The sequence below is a fragment of the Candidatus Neomarinimicrobiota bacterium genome, assembly GCA_022560655.1.
GTDB lineage: Bacteria > Fidelibacterota > Marinisomatia > SCGC-AAA003-L08 > TS1B11 > JADFSS01.
On sequence record JADFSS010000003.1, the window covers coordinates 57,043 to 76,912 of the forward strand.

Consider the following 19,870-nt stretch of genomic DNA (forward strand, 5'->3'; position numbering starts at 1 on the left):
AAGAGTTAAATATTGTCAATAGCCTTGAAAATGTCGTCCATCGTGGGCGTGTCGTTGCCAGGAGTTTCCTCCACATTCATCCAGCGGATAATCCCCTCCTTGTCAACAAGAAATTCGGCGCGATTGTTAGCGCCGCTGCTAAGACTGATGCCGTAGTCGCCGGCAATTTTCAGGTCCAGATCGCTCAGGACGGGATAATCGATCCCACCCAAGGAATCGCAGAAGGCCTTATGGCTCCAACCACTGTCCCGGCTAATGGCGATGACCTGTGTGTCGCGGCTGGCAAAACCGTCCAGCTCTTTGTGGTAGTTTGTCAGCTGTGTTGAACACACCGGGGAAAAATCGGCAAAATAGAATACCACAAAGACATTCTTCCGGCCGCGGAAGTCGCTGAGGGATACCACCTTGTCATCCACATTTTTGCCCGAAAAACCGGGCGCTACAGCACCAATTTCTATAGACATGGATTAGTCCTCCTTAGTTGTTGCCCGGCATTGCAGGCATACACCGGTGAGCTCCAGGGAATAGGCTGTCACATCGAACTGGTAATCTCGCTTCGCTGACTGGACCACACCGTCTACCGGAATGTGCACATCATAAATGCGCTGGCAACGGTCGCAGCGGAAATGGTCGTGGCGGTCCATTATACCGTCATAGCGTGTATGGCGGTCAGTGTAGAGCCGCCGGATCATGCCGGCATCGGCCAACTGGTTAAGGTTGCGGTAGACGGTCCCCAGACTGATATTGGGAATGTCCCCTCTCACCCGCTGGAAAACCCACTCCGCCGTGGGATGGGCAGCGGTGCCCCGGATCAGGTCGAGTATCGCGGCTCTCTGATGACTCTGGCGCATAATAAATAGTAATAATTCCTAGTTAAAGTTAGGGGCCCCTACAGGGGTTGAGCAAGTTAATTCTGGCAAATTCACGTGAACTAAAATAGGCCAGCGTTGCGCGGCCGGCTTTTCTTGTCTAACCGCCCTCCGCCTTCTCCGGCAGGAACCGCCATGAGAGGCTGAACTGATTGAAGCGCCGGATTATCTGTGGCACCAGTTCCGGTTGCGGCAGATAGAGGGGCGAGTTTTTGAGGATGACGCCGAACGGGTTGTGTATGCGCGCCCGCAGTTCAAAGTTGGCAACTTTGAGGCCCGCCTCCACATTGACCCACATCGCCGTGACGGTCGTGTTTCCCTCCGCATTCAGAAACGGGGGAATCGGGGTGCGGTCGGCATAGAGCGGGTCGGGCCACCAGGCGAGGTCGCTGGAAACCAGCACTGCGGTGGCGGTAACAAAGGGTCGCGCCCGGGAGCGGGGCAGGGGCAGTATCAGCGTGATAGCCGATTTTGCGTTGATCCGGGTCGGGAACAGCATCGCATCTGGAGAAATCACGCCGGTGAAGGATCCCTGCAGCCGAAAAATATCCGGCCACAGGGCCCAATCCAATGCCAGGCCACCGGTAACGGCACTCCGCACGTCGCCCGCAGCATCGCGCGCAGAGAGCTGCGCTAGCCGTGCGGACACTTGTACACGGGGGCGGGATGCCCACCCGGACAGCGTGGTGCGCCGCAGGGCTACTGGTCCCGGCTGCCAGGGCGTATCATCCAGGGTAAGTCGCCGCCCCACGTGGGGATAGTCCAGAAAACTGGTAGCCTCAGTTTCCAGGGCCAGTCGCCGCCCGGCCGAGCCGAAGGTCACCCTGCCCTCCGGCGCCACTTTTCCATCGATGATGGCCGTGCCACCATACAGGCCGAGCAGCTTCCACGTCCGTGTAATTCCTAATCTTGCGTGGCTGTAACTCAGCGACTGGAATCCCAACGCCCGGTCCGTGATGTGTCGCTGCTTGATATGCCACGAACCCTCCGCACGCCAATGGGGAGCCAGTTGAAGTCCTATCAGGCCTGCGGCCCATAGGCTCAGGCTCCGGCGGGCCAGGCGGTTTCGTGCCACGCCAATCGAATCCGTAGCTGTCCGCAGATCGCTCGTCATGACGGCCGTGTTGGCATAAATATCCCATGTCTTGATGCTGCCGTCCAGCCCAAAGCCGTGGGCCCAGGTGTTGTTGTGTCGCCGGTCCGCAGCTAGCGTCCCTTCATCCAGCCAGGGCAGCCCCACTTCCTCGTCCTGGCGCAGGAGTGTATAGTTAAACGCCATGTCCGGCGACAGTTGCCGCTGGTAGTCCAGCAGGTAGTTGCGGAGCACACTATTTTCAATAAGGCCCAGACTGGGGCCAGCCAAGCTGTACTGGCCGGGGTGGCTGCGGCTCTGCACCGCCGTGACCAGGCTCTGCTCACTGTTTAACCGAATCGCTCCGCCCACCTGCACATCACGATACAGGAAGTCGCCCTGATCCCAGAAAAAATAGGTCTGATTGGCGCGCGTCCGGTCCTGCATGGGCGCTACCCCATAGGCCGGCAGCCGCTGCCAGGGTCGCCAGCCGGGTGCAGCCCCGTTTGACTTTATGTGCCGCCGACGTTCCATGCCCTGCTCTACCACGGCAGAGGGATTCAGCGCCGAAAAGATCGGCTGGCCCAGGCTGCCGTCCAGAAAGGCGGCCCCGATCCGGAGATCAGCCGGGACAAACGGGTTGGCTGCGGTCGCCACGAGATCGGAGTGGGCCCACTCGTCCCACGGCAGATGGAGGCGGTAAGGATTGGGGGTGTCCTGCAGCAGCGGGACCAATCGGCTGGTCCAGGCGACGGGTGGCGGACGCAGTGTATCGGCGGCTTGAGCACTGTCAGCCTGTGCGGCACCCAGGTTTCCGACGGCGGCTGCAACGGCCAGCAGGGCGCTAAGTTGCCGCGGCATCAGGCTCGGGGATTCGGTTCATGAAATCTGCCGGCCAGGGATCGATGGTCCCCGCTCCGGGTGTTCGCCCTGCCCCGACTAGGCCCCGCCGACAGCTGCGCCAATCTGCTGATCCTGACGTGCCCGGCTTACCTGGATAAAGCGCGGCACCAGCAAGTAGAATATGAGCGTATTGGAGGCCTGATGCAGGATGGTGAAGACCAGGCCGGAGATGAGTAGCGCAACGATTTCGGGGGCAGCAGCCCCTGCGAACAGTGGAAAGCTGATGGAGGTCAGGCCGTCATAAATCAGCGTGCCCGCCAAGCCCGTAGCAGCGATGAGTACGCGCTGAGTCGGTTTCGTTAGGGAGTTGCTGTCGGAACGGGCAAACAAGCCCCCTGACAGCCCCACCACGGCGAGACCAGCCACCTGGGCCACCAGCAGCACCGGAAATGCCAGTCCCGATCCAACCGGATTGGTCGCGGAGAACAGGAACATGCCGGTTGCGCCGGTGACCGCCCCCAGCAGCGATCCTAGCGTAGCTCCAGCGGTGAAGGCCAGCGCAGTAACAAACTCCACATTGGGGATCAGGGCAAGCGCCCAGCCCGAGCTCACCATGAGAGCCACAAACATGGCCACCAGCGCCATGGTGGTCGTCCTCACGGGCGGTAGTTTTTCCAGAGGGCCGTGCGGAAGGGGTTGCGCGTGTCGGTGAATGGGGCCTCGCTGAGGTCGCCCTCAATCTCGCGCTGCATCATGTCCAGCATACCATCCAGTTGATCGATGTAGTGGACCAGTAGCGCTTCCGGGAATTTTGGTGGCCGGGGGGAGCCGCTGGAGGGTGAGCCCTGGTGGCCGATGATGATATGTTCGAGACGGAGCGACAGTTCCGGCGGGAAGCCACCAAGCTGGTGCACCGCCTCCAGCAGAATATCCCGGCCAAGCACAACATGTCCAATGAGTTGGCCTTCGTCCGTGTAGCCGGCTTCTAAACGGTCAGCGATGCCCCGCACCTTACCGATGTCATGGAGCAGCATGCCGGCTAGGAGCAGTTCTCCGTCCAGATCCGGATAGTGCCCGGCAATCTTGACGGCCAGCTCGCCAGTGGACACTAGATGTTTCAGGAATCCCCCCCGCTCGGGATGGTGGTGACTGACCGACGCCGGCAGAGTGAATACTGCGGACTTATGGGCCTTGAAAATGTGGCGCAGCAGCCCCTTCAAGTGTTTGTTTTTGATACCGGTCATAAGGGCCATCAGCCGGGTCCACAGCTCGCGACGGTCCTCCTTGATCGTGGGGACCAGCAGGTCCTCGTTGTAGCCGTATTTCCCGTAGCGCTCCTTGGTGGCCCTGGCGACATGGCTGCAGTTGAGCTGTACCACGCCGCTGTAGATTTCCACGATGCCCTTGGCCGCGATGGCGTCGCCAGCCTCAAAACCGTTGCGAAAGTGGTCCACCTGATCCCAGATTTTCGCCGGTGCCCGGCCGCTGGCATCCTGGATCAGCAGGTCGAGGTAATAGTCACCTGCCTTGGTGGTCTTGAGCCGCTTCTCAAGGCAGAGAAAAAATCCTTGAACAGTGGCGTTCTCCTTGAAGTCACGAATGCTGGTCAGCTTCATGGGAAACAGATTTTAGTCTGGAGCGTAGAGATAAACAAGCTTCATTGTCCTCCGACGGGAAAAGGCTTGGACAGCTCCGACGGGAAAGATAATTTTTGGCTCCGCTCAAGCAGGCCCGAGGCTGCTGCTACGGGGTAGAGCAAAATCATGGTTGTTGACCGAATAAGTTACGATAGTCATCCAGGCAATGCTCACGACAGCGTCAATCCCTGGCCGGAAGAATCTGGGCCGGAGGGATCGTGATGGGCACCACCCTGCCAGGTAGGCGACGCGGGATCCTGAATCGGTATGTGCTGGTGCTCAATCAGAGCTACGAACCCGTGATGGTCACCAGCGCGAAGCGGGCGGTAATCCTCATGTTCTTGGGCAAGGCCGAGGAGGTGGTGCATTACGATGAGACTATCCGCTCGCCAAGTTTCCGCATGCCGCTGCCCAGCGTGGTGCGCCTCAGTCGCTACATTCGGGTGCACGATAAGGAGATTGTCCTGACCCGGAAGAACGTGCTGAAGCGGGACAACCACCGCTGCCAGTACTGTGGGCAATCTTCAGTGCCGCTCACCCTGGACCACATTTATCCTAAGCAGCGCGGCGGGAAGGATACCTGGGGCAATTTGGTGGCTGCCTGCCATTCCTGCAACGTGCGCAAGGGCAATCGCAACCCTGCCGAGGCCTCCATGCCCCTGATGCGCAAGCCCTTCAAGCCGTCCCGCATCACTTACTTTCAGAAATTTGTACGGCGGCACCAGGCCGCCTGGCGTCCCTATCTGTTCATGGAATCCGCCGCGTGACTGCCCGGCGTGTTCTCAGCGGCATGCGTCCCACCGGGAAACTTCACCTGGGCCACTATGTGGGTGCCCTGGAAAACTGGGTCGCCTTGCAGGAAACGTACGAAAACTTTTACCTGGTGGCCGACTACCATGCGCTCACCACCCAACTTGAGACGGCCAATATCGCCGCCGATACATTGGAGATGGTCAAAGACTGGCTGGCGATGGGCATTGATCCCCAGCGGAGTCCCATTTTTCGCCAGAGCCAGATCAAGGAACACTCCGAGCTCTACCTTATCTTGGGCATGCTCATCACCGCGGCCCGGCTCGAGCGCAATCCCACCCTTAAGGAGCAGGTGAGGGAATTGAAGGTGGCTAACGTGGTCTTCGGCCACCTAGGGTATCCAGTGCTTCAGGCGGCTGATATTCTGCTCTACAAGGGGGAGCTGGTGCCCGTGGGCCAGGATCAGGCTCCACACGTGGAAATCGCCCGGGAACTGGCCCGCAAGTTCAATCGCATCTACGCCCACGTGTTCCCCGAGCCGGAGGTATTGCTTGCTAAGCTGGCCCGCCTGCCGGGGCTGGACGGCCGCTCGAAAATGAGCAAATCGCTGGGGAATGCCATCCTCCTGTCCGACGAACCGGACATCATTCAGGCGAAGCTCCGCAAGGCCGTGACCGATCCCCTCAAGGTCCGCAAGAACGATCCCGGCAGGCCCGACATCTGCCTGGTGTTCACCCATCATTCGCACTTTAATCCCGGCCAGCTGGATGAGATTCGGACCGGTTGCGAAAGTGGCTCGCTGGGGTGCGTGGACTGCAAGCTGATGTGCGGAGAGGCCATTGGCCAGCAGTTAGCCCCCTTCCGCGAGCGCAGACACTATTATGATCAACATCCCGACGAAGTGACGGATGTTTTGGCTGACGGCGAAACTCGGGCACGGCGAGAGGCCAGGCAGACCATGTCGGCTGTCCGCGGGGCCATGGGGCTGGGCTAGTGGCCTACCAGGTTCACCTGGACAACTTTGAAGGCCCCCTGGACCTGCTGCTCTATTTTATCCAGCGCGACAAGATCGATATCTACGATATTCCTATCGCACACATTACCCGGGAGTATCTGGAATACCTGGATTTGATGGAGGCCTTGAATCTTGCCGTGGCCGGTGAATTTATCCTGTTAGCTGCTACGCTCATGCGCATCAAGGCCCGCATGCTGCTGCCGCGTCCGGAGCCAGTGGATGATGAGCTCATGGCAGACCCCCGCCAGGAGCTCGTCCACCAGCTCATCGAATACCGTCGGTTCAAGGCGGCGTCGATATCACTTGGCAAGCTGGCGGCGCGTCGTAGCGTGCTCTACCCCGTTGGGCGCGACCTCAGCCGGGAAGCCAACGGCACCGAGCTCGGCAACTACCTCCAGGGCGTGAACCTGTTCCAGCTCATGGTCGTCGTCAGAGAAGTGCTTGGGCAGCTACCGGCTCAAACGGTCTTGGAGCTCCAAACCGAGCCGATTCAATTGGATGACAGTATCCGTACCATCCGACGGGCCCTTGCCTCGGCCCGGCAGGTGGTCCTGCAACAGATATTTTCTACAGCCAGTGGCGTGCAGGAGGTGGTTGTTTTGTTTCTGGCGGTCCTGGAGCTGATACGACGTGGAGCCGCGACCGCCCTACAGGCCACCTCATTTGGCGAAATTGTCCTTGTAGCCGTGCCGGAAAACTGAGGATGCCAGGTTGAAGGAGCAAATCCTGCAAATCGCTGAGGCCTTACTCACCGCTACGGCGGAGCCTTTGACACAGGCAAAATTCAATCAAAGTCTCGAACGCAACGATCTGCGGCTCGCCGACGTTATGGCCAGCCTGCGGGAACGGTTTGTCGAGCAGCGGCGCCCAGTGGACATCGTGCCCATAGCTGGGGGCTACCAGTTGGTGACTCGGGAAGAATTTGAGCCCTACCTGCGGCGGCTAGCCCGCAAGGCCGGGTCCCTCGCTCTGTCGCGCGCCGCTCTGGAAACCCTGGCCGTCGTAGCCTACCGCCAGCCTGCCACCAAGCACGACATCGATCAGGTACGGGGGGTCAATACTGGCGCCGTGCTGCGGACACTCATGGAAAAATCGTTGGTGACGATCAAAGGGCGGGATGAGGGCGTGGGACGGCCTTTGCTTTACGGGACGACCCAGGAATTCCTTAAGTCTTTCGGGCTGAACCGCCTCAGTGATTTGCCCAAGCTGAAGGAAGTGGATTCGATCATGGGCGCTGAAGTGACGCCGGTATTGACCAGCGATGCGGCTCAATAGGGTTCTGGCTCAAGCTGGGGTAGCGTCGCGCCGCAAGGCCGACCAGCTCATCGCCGCTGGCAGAGTGCGGGTTAATGGAAAGACCGTCTCCGCCCTGGGGATTGATGTGGCCCCGGATGAGCTGGTGGAGGTGGACGGCAAGCCGGTGGAAGCCGAGACCGAGAGGGTCGTCTATCTGTTGCATAAGCCGGCCGGAGTGCTCAGCGCTGTGTCCGATTCCAGGGGCCGGCAGACGGTGGTGGATCTTATTCGCGACTCGCGGCGGCTGTATCCCGTGGGACGCCTGGACCGCGACACCACCGGGGCGTTGCTGATCACCAACGACGGCGAGCTATCTAATCGCCTGACGCATCCGCGCTATGGCGTGGAAAAGCACTACCTGGCCGAAGTCAAGGGTCAGCTGAGCCGACAGGCCTTGGGTGACCTGAAGGTGGGCACGAAGATTGATGGTGGGCTGAAAGTACGTGCCGTGGTGCGCTCGGCGGGCCGCAACGGCAGGCACACGGTTTACGGAATCATCCTGACCGAAGGCAGGAAGCGGGAAATCAAGCGCATCTTCAGGCACTACGATTTGCCCCTGGTGCGGCTGCACCGCAGCAGTTTTGCGGGACTATCCAGTGATAGCCTGGCCCCCGGCAAATACCGCCGCCTGCACCGGGCCGAAATCGATCGCCTTTACCGCATGTCCAACTTCCAGCATGGCCTCCAAACCTCTTAGAAACACATGGATATTTCTGACTGCAGGGGTTAAACTACCCTGCTTTTTGACGAGGTCGGGTCGGTGACTTATGTGGTTGCCATCGATGGCCCCGCCGCAGCGGGAAAATCGACGACGGCCAGGTTGGTGGCCCTCAGATTAGGCATCATGCACCTGAATACGGGGGCCATGTACCGCGCGGTGACTCTGGCTTGCCAGGAGCAGGATGTTGCCCCGGCGGAAACGCCCGAGTTGATGGCCCTGCTGGACGATCTTGATATTCAGCTTCGGTCCACTGAAGCAGGGTCGCAAGCGTTCCTGAATGGCAGGGACGTGACCAGGGCGATTCAAACGCCGGAGGTGTCGCAGCGGGTGAGCGCCTACAGCTCCCTCGCGCCAGTGCGTCGGCGACTGGTAAGCCTGCAACGGGGCATCGGCGAGCATCACAGTGTAGTCTGTGAGGGCCGCGACATCGGCACAATCGTATTTCCGGACGCCCAGTTCAAGTTTTATCTGCAGGCCAGTCTGGAGATACGGGCCCGGCGTCGCTTGGGCGAACTCCGTGCCCAGGGTCTGCAACCCTCGCAGGAAACCGTCGTTGAGGAACTGCAGGCCAGAGACAGGCAGGATTCCACGCGGGAGCTGTCCCCGCTGCGCCGGGCCCCAGATGCGATGGTAATCGACACCAGCCGCATGACCATCGAGGCTCAAGTCGAGGCCATTGCCGCCCATGTTGAAAATGCCCAGCGCAGCGGCAAGGCACAAAATAACTACAAGGATGAAGCTCAGCATGACTGAACCAGAAGAGATTCCGAAACCGGCAAACGATGTGCAGGAGGATTCCGAATCCGCCCCATCAAGTGCTGAGGTGGATGTTGCGGACGAGGCAGACGCGGTCGTTAAAGAGCAGGAGGAGACCGACTATCTATCCGCTGCGCTGCTTGATGCCATCACCACGGTGACGCCGGAGCAGCTTGCGTCCATGGAGCAGTCTGAAGAGGTGCGCAGGGATCCCGCGCTCGAAAAAATTGTGCAGTCCTCGGTGGGCGAAATCAGGGAGGACAAGGTTGTCCAGGGTCGGGTCATCGGCGCAAATGATAGGGAAGTGCTGGTCGATATCGGTTTTAAGTCGGAGGGCATCGTTCCCAGGGAAGAATTTGGGCCCGACGAAATACCGCAGATCGGTGATGAGATTACAGTCTATCTGGTGAGAATGGAGGACGTCAACGGCCAGACGGTGCTGTCCAAAGAAAAAGCGGTTTTCATGCAGCAGTGGACCGAGGTACGGGAGAAGACCAAAAGCGGTGAAACCATCACCGGTCGGATCATGCGGCGCATCAAAGGGGGCATGGTGGTTGACCTGGGCGGTGTGCCTGCATTTCTTCCAGGGTCCCAGATTGACATCCGGCCCGTACAGGATTTCGATGAATACATTGGACAGGAATTCGAGTTCAAGATCGTCAAACTGAATGAGGCCCGCAAGAATATTGTTCTGTCCCGGAAGGAATTGCTGGAGGCTGACCTCCAGGAACGTCGCGCAAGCCTCATAGCGGAGCTCCACGTGGGGAAAGTTCTCGAAGGCCGGGTGAAAAATATCACCGATTTTGGCGTGTTTGTTGATTTGGGAGGCCTTGACGGCCTACTCCACATTACCGATTTGAGCTGGGGACGGGTCAATCACCCCTCCGATGTTGTGGAATTGGATGAAGCCATCACCGTCAAGGTCATCGATTTCGATACCGAAAGGCAGCGCGTTTCCCTGGGCCTGAAGCAGCTTCAGCCGCACCCCTGGGACAGCGTGGAGCTCAAATATCCCGTTGAGTCGACTGTTGAGGGCAAGGTCGTTTCCATGACAAATTACGGCGTCTTCGTGGAAATCGAAAAAGGGGTAGAGGGTCTGGTGCACGTCTCCGAAATGTCCTGGACCAAGCATATCCGCCATCCCTCGGAAATGTTTACGCTTGGTCAAATCATTGAGGCCCGGATCTTGAATGTTGACATTACCGATCGAAAAATCTCGCTGGGTGTCAAGCAGCTACAGCCCGACCCCTGGGATCAGATCGAGGAAAAGTATCAGGTGGGCAGCATCCTTCAGGGAACGGTACGTAATCTGACCCAATTCGGTGCATTTGTTGAACTTGAAGAAGGTGTTGATGGCCTCATCCATATTACCGATCTGTCATGGACCGTCAACGTCCGCCACCCCAGAGAGATCCTGAACAAGAACGATATCATCCAGGTCCGGGTCCTTGACGTATCCCGTGAGAATCGCCGCATTGCTCTTGGGCTGAAGCAAGTGACAGATGATCCCTGGGAGGGAATCCAGGCGCACTTCACGTCCGGAAAACAGGTTTCCGGCGAGGTCATCAGGGTTCTGGAAAAGGGGATCATCGTAAAGCTCGAAATGGGCATGGAAGGCATCATATCTCTGAAGGAACTCTCGCAGGAGGACCATCAGTATGCTACCCAAAAGATACAGCCTGGCGATACAGTCAAGGGGACGGTCCAGGAGCTGAGCGCCGATGATAAGAAAGTCATTCTCATTACCGACGACCTGGCGTCACAGGTGGCTCCCGGGGAAGCGACGCCCCCGGTGGAAGCTGCTGCCGATGAGCCGGCCCCGGAAGCCCGGCCGATTACCGTCGCCACTGAAGCGGCAGAATCCGGTGTTGATGGAGCAGCCCAAGCGGAAGATGTTCAGCTGGAGGAGGTAGCGCCCAAAAAGAAAGCTGCACCCAAGAAGAAGCAGGCGGCGAGCAGCAATGTCGAAGCTACCAGTGACCGGGATGATCTCGATGACGAGGAGGTCTCAGTCGTCGAGGGCGGAGCAAAACCCAAAACTTCGGCCAAAGCCGCAAAAAAGAAAGTCGCGGCAGTCCCCAAGGCCACAGCCAAGGCCACCAAGGCGGTGGCCAAAACCAAGGGAACGACCAAGGCTGCAACCAGTAAGCCTAAAAAGAGCAAGGCAGCGACCAAAAGTGACCAACCATCCTCGGCGAAGACTAAGCAGGACAAGCCCGCAAAAAAAGCAGCTGGCGGGGATTGACAACCCGAAACAGCCCGCCTGCCTTACCTGCCGCAGTGGGGTTCATGCCACCCCCATTTCCCCAAATCGTATGAGACACCGCCATGCCGCGTACGTCTTCTGATCGACAGCCGGTGTATACCGATCTGGTTTATAAAGCCGGGGCGGTGGGATTGGCTGTCATCGTCTGGTTTTTTTCCATCAGCAACAGCCTGTTCGACGCGGATGTGGAGCTCCCTATCGAGATCAGAAATATTCGCGAGGGCAAGGCGCTGGGCCAGGAAACGCCCCGAAAAGCCACACTGCGCTTTCATGGCACGGGCCGCTCACTGGCTAAGCTGTTTATATTGCTTCCCTTTCACAATGCCAAACTGGTACTCGATCTTGAGCGTGTCCAACAGCGGCACGTCTTTTATCTAGACGAATATTTGCAGGGGAGCCCCCAGCGCATTTCCATTCCAATTCCTGGCCTCATGGAAAATCTCACCTTCGTGGAGGTGGTTAGCCCAGACAGCATTGAGATCGTTCTAGGTGATTATAAAGAGAAACTGGTGCGGATAATCCCCCAGGTGACCCTTGATTTGGCCGCCGGCTATACGCAAGTGGGTGCGACAGAGGTTGTCCCACCTCAGGTGACGGTGATGGGGGTCATTCAGGCTGTGGACAAGGTGGCTCTGGTGCGCACCATGCGGAGGACCTACCGCAATGTCGCCGAACCGCTGCGAATTACAGTCGGGCTCCTCCACCCTGATCCCGCACAGGTCCTGGAGGTGTCGCCTGTGGTGGCGACACTGAAAATGAATATCCAGATGATAGGCGAGCGGCGCCTCGAAGAGGTGCCGGTGAAAATCCTGAATATCCCTGGGCAGCTGAATGTAACCGTTGGCCCGTCAACGGTGGCGTTGACGGTGACCGGCGGCGTGGACTACCTGGCCGACCTGGATAAGGAGCTTGTTGAGGTCTTCATCAACTACCGGACCCAATGGTCGCCCACCGATGCTCTGGTGGAACCGCAAGTCAGGCTGGGTGGTCATTTACTGGAGTACCGCGATTTGGTGCCCGGTCAGTTGGAGATCATCACCTCACGTTAAGTACCGTGGTGGTATTGGGCATCGAAAGCAGTTGCGATGAGACCTGCGCTGCGGTGGTGGCCGACGGGGCAGTGCGGTCCAATATTGTTGCCTCGCAGCAGGCTCACGCTGCATACGGCGGGGTCGTGCCGGAGCTGGCCTCCCGCCTTCATGAACGTCATATTATCACTACGGTCGCCCAGGCTCTTACTGTTGCGGGTGTAAACCTTAGCGAACTTACTGGCGTCGCCGCCACCTACGGACCGGGGCTGGTGGGTGCCCTGGTAGTGGGACTCAATTTTGCCAAAGGCCTGGCGTCAGGCCTGGGCCTGCCCTTTGTGGGCATCGACCACATGGAGGGGCACCTGTGGGCCAATTTTTTGGAACAGACACCGGACAGCGCCAGCTATCCCTATCTCTGCCTGCTGGTCAGTGGCGGGCACACCCAGATCTGGAAGGTCAACGGCGTGAGTAGTTATGAGTTGCTCGGCCGCAGCCTGGACGACGCCGCTGGTGAAGCCTTTGACAAAGGGGCCCGCCTGTTGGGGCTGGACTACCCAGGCGGCCCCGCCCTCCAGGCCGCCGCACATGGGGGGAACCCATCTGCGGTGAAATTCCCCCGGCCTATGCATGGGTCTCAGGGATGCGATTTCTCCTTCAGCGGCCTGAAAACTGCGCTGTATTACCACCTGAAGCGTTCCGGGATGCCGGAAGTGCGCCAGCAATTGGCCGATCTGGCAGCCTCGTACCAGGAGGCCATCGTGGATAGCATCCTGGACCGACTTCGGCGCGCCTGCCAGACAACCGGTCTCAGTCGCATTTGCATTGCCGGAGGGGTGTCGGCGAATACACGCCTGCGGGAGCGACTCGACGCCTGGTCCATGGACGAGGAGCTGGCCGTGTCGTATCCACCGCTGGAGTACTGTACCGACAACGCCGCAATGATTGCCATGGCCGGTTACATGCGGCTTGGCGCCGGCGAGTCCTCACCCCTCGACCTTGAGGTTGCTCCGAGTCTCAGTCTGGCCCGCATTGCCTAGTATCGATCTTCAATTGGCCCTCCACTGGGGACCGGCAGTGGTGGGTATGCTCGTCGCCGTGGCCCTCCTGTTCGCTTACCGATTCTGGATGAGCTCGTTGTCCCAGATCTACCGAGGCATCATCCTCACCCTGCGGGGCCTGCTCCTCGCGGTAATGCTACTCCTGCTTTTCGATCCTCAAATCGTGTGGACCCACAATATTCTGAGGCCGCCGCGTATCGGCGTCTTCCTGGACAATTCGCTCAGTATGAGCCATCATCCCTCAGCTTCCGCCGCTACAGTATTCTCACAGGTTACAACGGTGGTTGACTGGGCCAACAAGAACGGTTATGAGCCGGTCATCATGACCTTCGGAGAAAGTGTGACCCCTCGCGAAAACCTGCGATTCACCTACAACCCGGATGAACGTCTCACCAGCTTCAATCCGCTGGCGGAAGTTTGGCAAAAAAGTGACTTGGCTGCGGGATTCCTTTTTTCAGATGGAGTTGCCACATCAGGCAGGGATCCCAGTGCGGTTGCCGGTGCCCCAGGCTTTCCCATATTTACGGTGGGCGTGGGGGACACGACAACGGGACTTGACCTAAGTATCGCGGACCTGCGCTATCCATTGTCATTGCTGGATCAGCAGCCGGGCTCCATTGTCGTTACAGTCAGGGCAAGCAATACCAACGGGCGGCGAAGCCGGCTGCTCATATTCCAGGAAGATCAGCTGATCTACTCCGAGCCAATCAGGATAGGATCCCGAGACTTTGTCAAGGATTTTGAGGCGCCTGTGGTGGGACGACTGGATGGCCCCCGCTTCCGCGTTGAGCTCATGGTTCTCCCGGAGGAATCAAACATTGACAATAACCGGCGCGATTTCCAGATCGATGTACTTCCCGGCCAACGTCAGATTACCCTGCTGACGGGTGCTCTCTCACCCAATAGCGCGCTTTTAGGAAGCTGGTTGGAGGAAACCATGCATGCCAGGGTTGATCGCCTGACCTATTTGCGGGGCCGCTGGCGCGGCGATGATGCCCGGTTCTGGTCGTCTCGGCAGCACCTTGTTGTGCTTGATAACTATCCTACCTCCCGGCTGCCGGAAGGACATGTGGAGCGCCTGCTGGCTAAACTCCAGCGGGAGCGGACCCCCATACTGGTTGTAGTGGGGCCTGACAATGCAAATCGCCAGTTTGTGCGGCTTATGCGGTCCCTGGGCGTGCGCATCAGGTCCGCTATGGATAGTCTGGGAGTCTCGCACCAGTTACGGCCTGCCGCTCAACGGGTAGGAAGTGGGGCACGGCGGCTCAATCCGGAGCGGCCTGGCACCAAATTACCCCCCGTTCCCCTGGTGCACTTGCTCCTGGACCAAGGCAATCGATCTCTGACAGCCATTCTGGAGGATGATGATGGCAACCGGGTCATCAGTTACGGGCAGGTGGGATCCACGAAGTTGGGGCTGCTGCTGGTGCCAAACCTGTCTGCAACCCACTTGAAACTTAGCCACGCCAGCATGGGCGGTTACCTGGAGGGCATCTGGAAGGCGATCGTGGAGTGGTCATTGGAGCCGGAGGGATTTTCCCAGTATGTGGTCCAGCCTGATCGCCGACAATATCATCTAGGTGAAAAGGTCCTGCTCAGGGGGATTGTGCGGGACCGGGCGGGAATTAAGACGCCGCAACCGTTCTTGACGCTGGAAATTGACGGACCCGGTGGTGCCGCTACGGTAGCGTTGAATTATGATTTTGAAGACGGGGAATACAAGGGGGATTTCTGGCCTGCAGAGTCGGGTACCTATCGCCTTCTAGCTGACCAGCCGGAGGGCAGAGGGAGCGCCACGGTCCGTTCTACTTTTCATGTTCAGGCCGGTCGGGTTGAGCTCGAAACGCTGATTCAGAATCGGTACGCCCTTGAGCGGCTGGCCCAGGCCACAGGTGGGCACTATGTCCACTTGCAGGCGCTGGAGGGCACGCTCTCCCAGCTGGACTTTTCCGCCAAGGCAACGACCCGGGCAGTTCACTACAGTATATGGCAATTCAGCTACCTGTGGGTGGTGCCGGTTATTCTTCTGGGTCTGGAATGGATTCTCCGTCGTGTTGCAGGATTGATTTAGGGTCGTTGTTGTTGACAAGCGGGGACACGGGCGCATAACTTCCTGCGAATTCAACAGTAATACCGAGGAGGTACATAGGCAACTTCGCTAAGGGTATTTGATCTTTTAATTCATTTATTGGAACGGATCAAAAAATGCCCTTTCACGAGGTTGTTGGGAACCGAATGTTTTGGCATTCGGTTTTTTTTGACTCTAGAAAAAAGTTGGTTACTCACGATGCGCCGGTCATTTTCTCCATGGACGCTTTCGGTATGATCATACGGCGGGGTTTGCACAAAGTGAATTTCGGAGTCGTGTAAATGGATACCGGGATGAACCGACTGCTGCTCGGCTTGCTGGTCCTTACGGGATTCGCGACCGGCCAGGTTCGTTCTCTCAGTCTATCCGGTCAGGACAGAATTGCTCGACCTGACAAGATTGTGCCACCCTACCAGGCACAGGTGCGGGGAACGGCACTGGAGCATCCCATCGAACCCGCCGATTATATTGTGGGGCCGGGTGACCGATTCATCATCTCTATCCTGAGCCCCGAGCCATATATCGAGCTGGCCACCATAACCCCCACGGGGGCCTTGGTTTTACCCCGGGTCGGCACCATTCCCGTCAAGGATTTGTCGGCCGAGGCGGTGAGTGAGCAGGTCTTGGCATTTGTCCAGACAATTTTCCCTAACTATCAGGCTACCTGCGCCCTGTACGGCATCCGTGAAATTCGCGTGAGTATCTCCGGCGCGGTCAAGCGGCCTGGGTTCCATGTTGTCACGCCCCTATCCCATCTGACAGACCTGATGAATTTGGCCGGAGGTGTCCGCCCCCAAGCCGCCCTCCACCGGATTGAGCTTTCTCGTGACTCTGAAGCGACCAGCACCTTGGATCTCACCCGCTACTATGATGAGGGCGAGCTGGCCCAAAATCCGCTTCTGCGGGGGGGAGACCGCATCGTTATCCCATACGGCGATGTGAACTCCGACCTGGTTTTGGTTCAGGGATTGGCGTCGGGCCTTATGTACCACGCGATTCGGCCGCAGGAGACGCTCGCATCCTTCATGCGCCGGATCGCGCACGGGAAAAACGCCGATCTGACAGGGGTCATCCTTCAGCATCAGCAGGACGGTGAAACGCGGGAGCAGGAGTACGTTGCGGCGGCACGGTTTGAATCGGTCCTGCTGCAACCGGGCGACGTGCTGTTTATCAATCCTATCGCGGATGTTGCCGTCGTGGGAGAGGTACGCAGGCCGGGGCGCTTCGCCTATCAACCGGGGATGAAGGCGGCCGACTACGTCGTTTACGCCGGCGGTGTCAGCCGCGACGGCTCGCCCCGCGCCATTGAGATCACCCGCGAGACGGGAGAAACGGTGCGCGGCGGTGACGAAGAAGTCCGCGCTGGCGACACCATTTACGTAGCCCGGTCCTTCAACAGCGTCTTTCTCGGGCAGCTGGGGATGGTGCAGGCGGGCCTGACATTTCTGAACATCTACCTGGCTTACCTGGCGGCCACCTCGACGCGATGAGTTCCGCCCGGGATACAAACAACGTGGCAGGAGCCAGACCCATTCCATTCACGAGTTTCCGTGAGCTCTGGCAACACCGCAAGTTTATCCTGATTAATTTTGTGGTCGTCTCCTTATTGGCGGCTGCATTTTCCCTCCTATTACCCAATTATTATCGATCCTCTGCCACTATTCTACCCTCCTCAGCTGGGGGTGGCGAAATGGTCTTTGGGGGTTCGGGGATGTCCAATCCCCTGGCGGCGCTCGGATTTGGAAGCGCAAGTGACGAGATTAACAACTACATAAGCATTCTGAAGAGTCGCCGTCTCAGAGAACTGATAATTCAAAAATTTGGTCTTATGGCGACGTACAACGTCAAAACGATGGAGGATGCTCTCAAGAAGTTTGGCACTTATATGGACATCGAAGTCACGGAGGAAGCCGCACTTGTGTTTGGTATCCTTGACCGCGACTCCCTTCAGGCTCAAGCAATAGCTGTGGGTATGCTAGGTGAGCTGGAAAGAACGACCATCCGTTTCGGGACCCAAACCGGTGAACGTAATCGCCGCTTCATTAAGACCCGCATGGAAGCGGTGCAAACAGAATTGGCTGAGGCCGAACGGGCAGCACGGGATTTTACAGCGAAACACGGCACCTTTGATCTGCCCGTGCAACTGTCAGCTATGGTGGAGCAGCTGGTGGCAATGGAGCTCGCGCTGGCCGGGGCTGAAATCGAATACAATGTGGCCCTTGCCAGCTTGGATGCCAAGCACCCCAATGTCAAATTGCTTCGCCATCATCGGGACGAAATTAGCTCCGAGATAAATGATTTCATATCCGGGGACTCCAACGATAATCTGCTCCCAAATATTCGTGAGTTGCCTGACATTGTAATGGAGTATGCGCGGCATAAGCGCGACATAGAGATTTTTAGCGCCCTCCTGGAATTCTTATACCCGCAATATGAGCAGGCGAGGTTGAAGGAAGCCCGCGATGAGCCGACGCTGCACGTGCTGGACTATCCTCGTGTGCCTCAAAAAAAGTTCAAACCCCACAGAGCACTCATTGTGGAGGCCTCGGGACTGTTCGCCCTAATACTCTCGGTTACATGGGTCTTGATAAGATCTCAGTGGCTGGCGGCCACTTCTGTGCGATATCAGCACAGTGATTCCTAAATGATCCGGCTCTCGCGCAGCATTAGACGACAGGCCGTCTTCGTCGGCTTGCAGGGTGGAGCTATCATCTCAACCGCCATCCACCCGCTGATGCCCCTTATAATGGCAGGCGGAGCCGCCGGGGTCCTGCTGCTGTTTTATTACAGCCCGATCCTGCTGATCTTGCTGGCGAATGTTGGTCTGGTCAAGGGCGCGCTACTGGTTCAATTCCCCATATTTGCGGCGGTTGACCTCACGCTACTGCTGAGTCTGATGATGATTCTGGTACTGGCCATCCGGTTCGCGGACCCCATAGTGCGGCGGCAGTTTTACTCGGTTCGGTTCATCGTGATGGCGTTTATCGCCTGGGTATTTTGGATGTTATTGTCTGCGGCGTATGCACCGCGGCTCGATTGGGCATTGGAAAAAGGCTTCAGATTCGCCCTGGTTGCGCCGCTCCTCTTCCTGGGGCCGCTGGCACTCATCCGCACCCGCAGTGATAGCCGGATGATGCTCCATATTTTTCTGGGTGTAGGCGCGTTAGGCATGCTTGCGATCGGCAGCCGGTTGGTGGGATTGTCCGGCTCGGCAGGGGGGGTTCAAGGGATAGAGCGCCTAACAATCCTGGCAGCTAACCCCATCGCGGCGGGGAGGGTCTTTTCCATTTGCGCCAGCATGACGGCTATCGTCATGATATCCGGCGGCGGCAAATTGCGCTACTGGGCCTTGCCCCTCGGATTATTTCTTGTCGCCGCCTTATTCACCGGCTCGCGCGGCCCGGTGCTCAGTTTCATTCTGGCAACTGCCCTGATGGGTTCTTTGGCAAGCCGAACGACCCGGCGCCGCACGCTATATTGGGGGCTGCTGATCACGACCTTGGTCATGCTGGTGATGGTGTTTTCGCCCGAAGCCCTGACGTCCCGGTTCCAGTTTTACCTCCAGGGGGGCGAAATCGCCCAGACCCGACAGGGCCTAGTATTACTGAACACGGTGGTCCAACGGATTTATCTCTGGGAAAAGGCTCTGACACTCTGGACCCAGAATATTCAGCATCTATTAGTGGGGGTTGGAACGGCAGGCTATATCGCGGCCTTCACATGGCGGGATGTGGAGTATCCTCACAACCTGCCATTGGAGATACTTACCGAGCATGGCCTTCTAGGCCTTAGTGTATTTGGTTTCCATTTTCTGCTCATCGCAAAACATGTCTACCGCAAATCGCGTCTGCGCATGAAGCGGGAGGAATCCATGTGGTTGGTGGGGGCCCTAACCATGTTTCTGGCCACGCTGGTCAGTGGCGATCTCAACGACAACCGCATGCTTTGGTTCTTTCTGGCTGGTCTGCTAGCTACGGTAAACGTTGAATCCCAGACGCGGATTGGGGATGAGCACGTTTGACGTCGTGCCCCTCCAATTGTCACCCTAAGCGTCTAAGGCAGTTGATGAAGTGCAATACGATGGCGACACGACTTCAAGGCAATCATAGAAAAGGCTATGTCCCTGAAGGCACCTGATGGCGAGTGATGTCTAGTCAACTATTCGGGCGCGGGCGTTTGGGGAGCGATCTGCTCACGACTCTGGTCAGCGGAGTGGCCGTCGCCCTAGGTGTGCTGGTGCTGTACGGCCTTATCGCACGGGTAATGGGAACAGAAGCCCTGGGTGATTATCTGCTCGTCCGTCGCACAGCCTTTGCACTTATGGGCGTACTGCTGGTGGGCATGAACATCGGCCTCCCGTTCTACATCGCCGGGGGCACCGGACATGCCTACACCACGACGGCGTTGGTGATCTGGCTTGTATTAACCGTACCCCTCATCGGGCTGGTTTCGTGGATTCTCTCCACC

At 58.2% G+C, this 19,870-nt stretch carries 19 protein-coding genes; 14 read left to right on the forward strand and 5 right to left on the reverse strand.

Features of this window, described 5'->3' with window-relative positions; all coding sequences use genetic code 11:
* Nucleotides 1-5: 5 nt before the first annotated feature.
* The 5 genes from IH971_01085 to IH971_01105 all read right to left on the reverse strand — a co-directional run bounded on the left by IH971_01085 (nt 6) and on the right by IH971_01105 (nt 4,400).
* Nucleotides 6-464, reverse strand: a complete 459-nt coding sequence (locus IH971_01085) for a redoxin domain-containing protein (GenBank protein ID MCH7496432.1) — start codon at nt 462-464, stop codon at nt 6-8.
* Between the two features lie 3 nt (nt 465-467).
* Complete coding sequence (locus IH971_01090) at nt 468-851, reverse strand: transcriptional repressor (protein MCH7496433.1); 384 nt, start codon at nt 849-851, stop codon at nt 468-470.
* Nucleotides 852-969: 118 nt separating this feature from the next.
* The gene (locus IH971_01095) at nt 970-2,802 is read right to left on the reverse strand and encodes a hypothetical protein (GenBank protein ID MCH7496434.1); all 1,833 of its coding nucleotides are present in this window, start codon (nt 2,800-2,802) and stop codon (nt 970-972) included.
* Nucleotides 2,803-2,880: 78 nt separating this feature from the next.
* A complete protein-coding gene (locus IH971_01100; GenBank protein MCH7496435.1) occupies nt 2,881-3,444 on the reverse strand; it encodes a hypothetical protein in 564 nt (187 codons plus the stop codon).
* Nucleotides 3,441-4,400 (reverse strand): HD domain-containing protein, encoded by a 960-nt coding sequence (locus IH971_01105; GenBank protein ID MCH7496436.1) that lies wholly within the window; start codon nt 4,398-4,400, stop codon nt 3,441-3,443. Before IH971_01105 ends, IH971_01100 begins: the two co-directional genes overlap by 4 nt.
* A gap of 278 nt (nt 4,401-4,678) precedes the next feature.
* Here IH971_01105 and IH971_01110 point away from each other — a divergent pair, with 278 nt between their 5' ends.
* The 14 genes from IH971_01110 to IH971_01175 form a co-directional block, all read left to right on the forward strand.
* Complete coding sequence (locus IH971_01110) at nt 4,679-5,188, forward strand: HNH endonuclease (GenBank protein ID MCH7496437.1); 510 nt, start codon at nt 4,679-4,681, stop codon at nt 5,186-5,188.
* Nucleotides 5,185-6,165, forward strand: coding sequence for a tryptophan--tRNA ligase (gene trpS, locus IH971_01115; protein ID MCH7496438.1), 981 nt, complete (start codon nt 5,185-5,187; stop codon nt 6,163-6,165). The genes IH971_01110 and trpS overlap by 4 nt, the downstream gene beginning before the upstream one ends.
* Nucleotides 6,165-6,887 carry a segregation/condensation protein A gene (locus IH971_01120; GenBank protein MCH7496439.1) on the forward strand — a complete coding sequence of 241 codons (723 nt, stop codon included), beginning with the start codon at nt 6,165-6,167 and terminating at the stop codon, nt 6,885-6,887. Before trpS ends, IH971_01120 begins: the two co-directional genes overlap by 1 nt.
* A gap of 10 nt (nt 6,888-6,897) precedes the next feature.
* Nucleotides 6,898-7,461 carry an SMC-Scp complex subunit ScpB gene (gene scpB / locus IH971_01125; protein ID MCH7496440.1) on the forward strand — a complete coding sequence of 188 codons (564 nt, stop codon included), beginning with the start codon at nt 6,898-6,900 and terminating at the stop codon, nt 7,459-7,461.
* The gene (locus tag IH971_01130; protein MCH7496441.1) at nt 7,448-8,179 is read left to right on the forward strand and encodes an rRNA pseudouridine synthase; all 732 of its coding nucleotides are present in this window, start codon (nt 7,448-7,450) and stop codon (nt 8,177-8,179) included. The genes scpB and IH971_01130 overlap by 14 nt, the downstream gene beginning before the upstream one ends.
* Before the next feature lie 39 nt (nt 8,180-8,218).
* Nucleotides 8,219-8,956 (forward strand): (d)CMP kinase, encoded by a 738-nt coding sequence (locus IH971_01135; protein ID MCH7496442.1) that lies wholly within the window; start codon nt 8,219-8,221, stop codon nt 8,954-8,956.
* Nucleotides 8,949-11,204: a 30S ribosomal protein S1 gene (locus IH971_01140; GenBank protein MCH7496443.1), complete on the forward strand. Its 2,256-nt coding sequence runs from the start codon at nt 8,949-8,951 to the stop codon at nt 11,202-11,204. Before IH971_01135 ends, IH971_01140 begins: the two co-directional genes overlap by 8 nt.
* Nucleotides 11,205-11,287: 83 nt before the next feature.
* Nucleotides 11,288-12,274 carry a hypothetical protein gene (locus IH971_01145; protein ID MCH7496444.1) on the forward strand — a complete coding sequence of 329 codons (987 nt, stop codon included), beginning with the start codon at nt 11,288-11,290 and terminating at the stop codon, nt 12,272-12,274.
* Nucleotides 12,166-13,293 (forward strand): tRNA (adenosine(37)-N6)-threonylcarbamoyltransferase complex transferase subunit TsaD, encoded by a 1,128-nt coding sequence (tsaD, locus tag IH971_01150; GenBank protein MCH7496445.1) that lies wholly within the window; start codon nt 12,166-12,168, stop codon nt 13,291-13,293. The genes IH971_01145 and tsaD overlap by 109 nt, the downstream gene beginning before the upstream one ends.
* Nucleotides 13,286-15,385 (forward strand): hypothetical protein, encoded by a 2,100-nt coding sequence (locus IH971_01155; protein ID MCH7496446.1) that lies wholly within the window; start codon nt 13,286-13,288, stop codon nt 15,383-15,385. The genes tsaD and IH971_01155 overlap by 8 nt, the downstream gene beginning before the upstream one ends.
* 311 nt (nt 15,386-15,696) lie before the next feature.
* Nucleotides 15,697-16,893, forward strand: coding sequence for an SLBB domain-containing protein (locus tag IH971_01160; protein MCH7496447.1), 1,197 nt, complete (start codon nt 15,697-15,699; stop codon nt 16,891-16,893).
* The gene (locus IH971_01165) at nt 16,890-18,047 is read left to right on the forward strand and encodes a hypothetical protein (GenBank protein MCH7496448.1); all 1,158 of its coding nucleotides are present in this window, start codon (nt 16,890-16,892) and stop codon (nt 18,045-18,047) included. The genes IH971_01160 and IH971_01165 overlap by 4 nt, the downstream gene beginning before the upstream one ends.
* Nucleotides 18,048-19,424, forward strand: a complete 1,377-nt coding sequence (locus tag IH971_01170; protein MCH7496449.1) for an O-antigen ligase family protein — start codon at nt 18,048-18,050, stop codon at nt 19,422-19,424.
* Nucleotides 19,425-19,549: 125 nt separating this feature from the next.
* Nucleotides 19,550-19,870, forward strand: a 321-nt coding sequence (locus IH971_01175; protein MCH7496450.1) for a hypothetical protein, incomplete at its 3' end; no start/stop codon positions are given.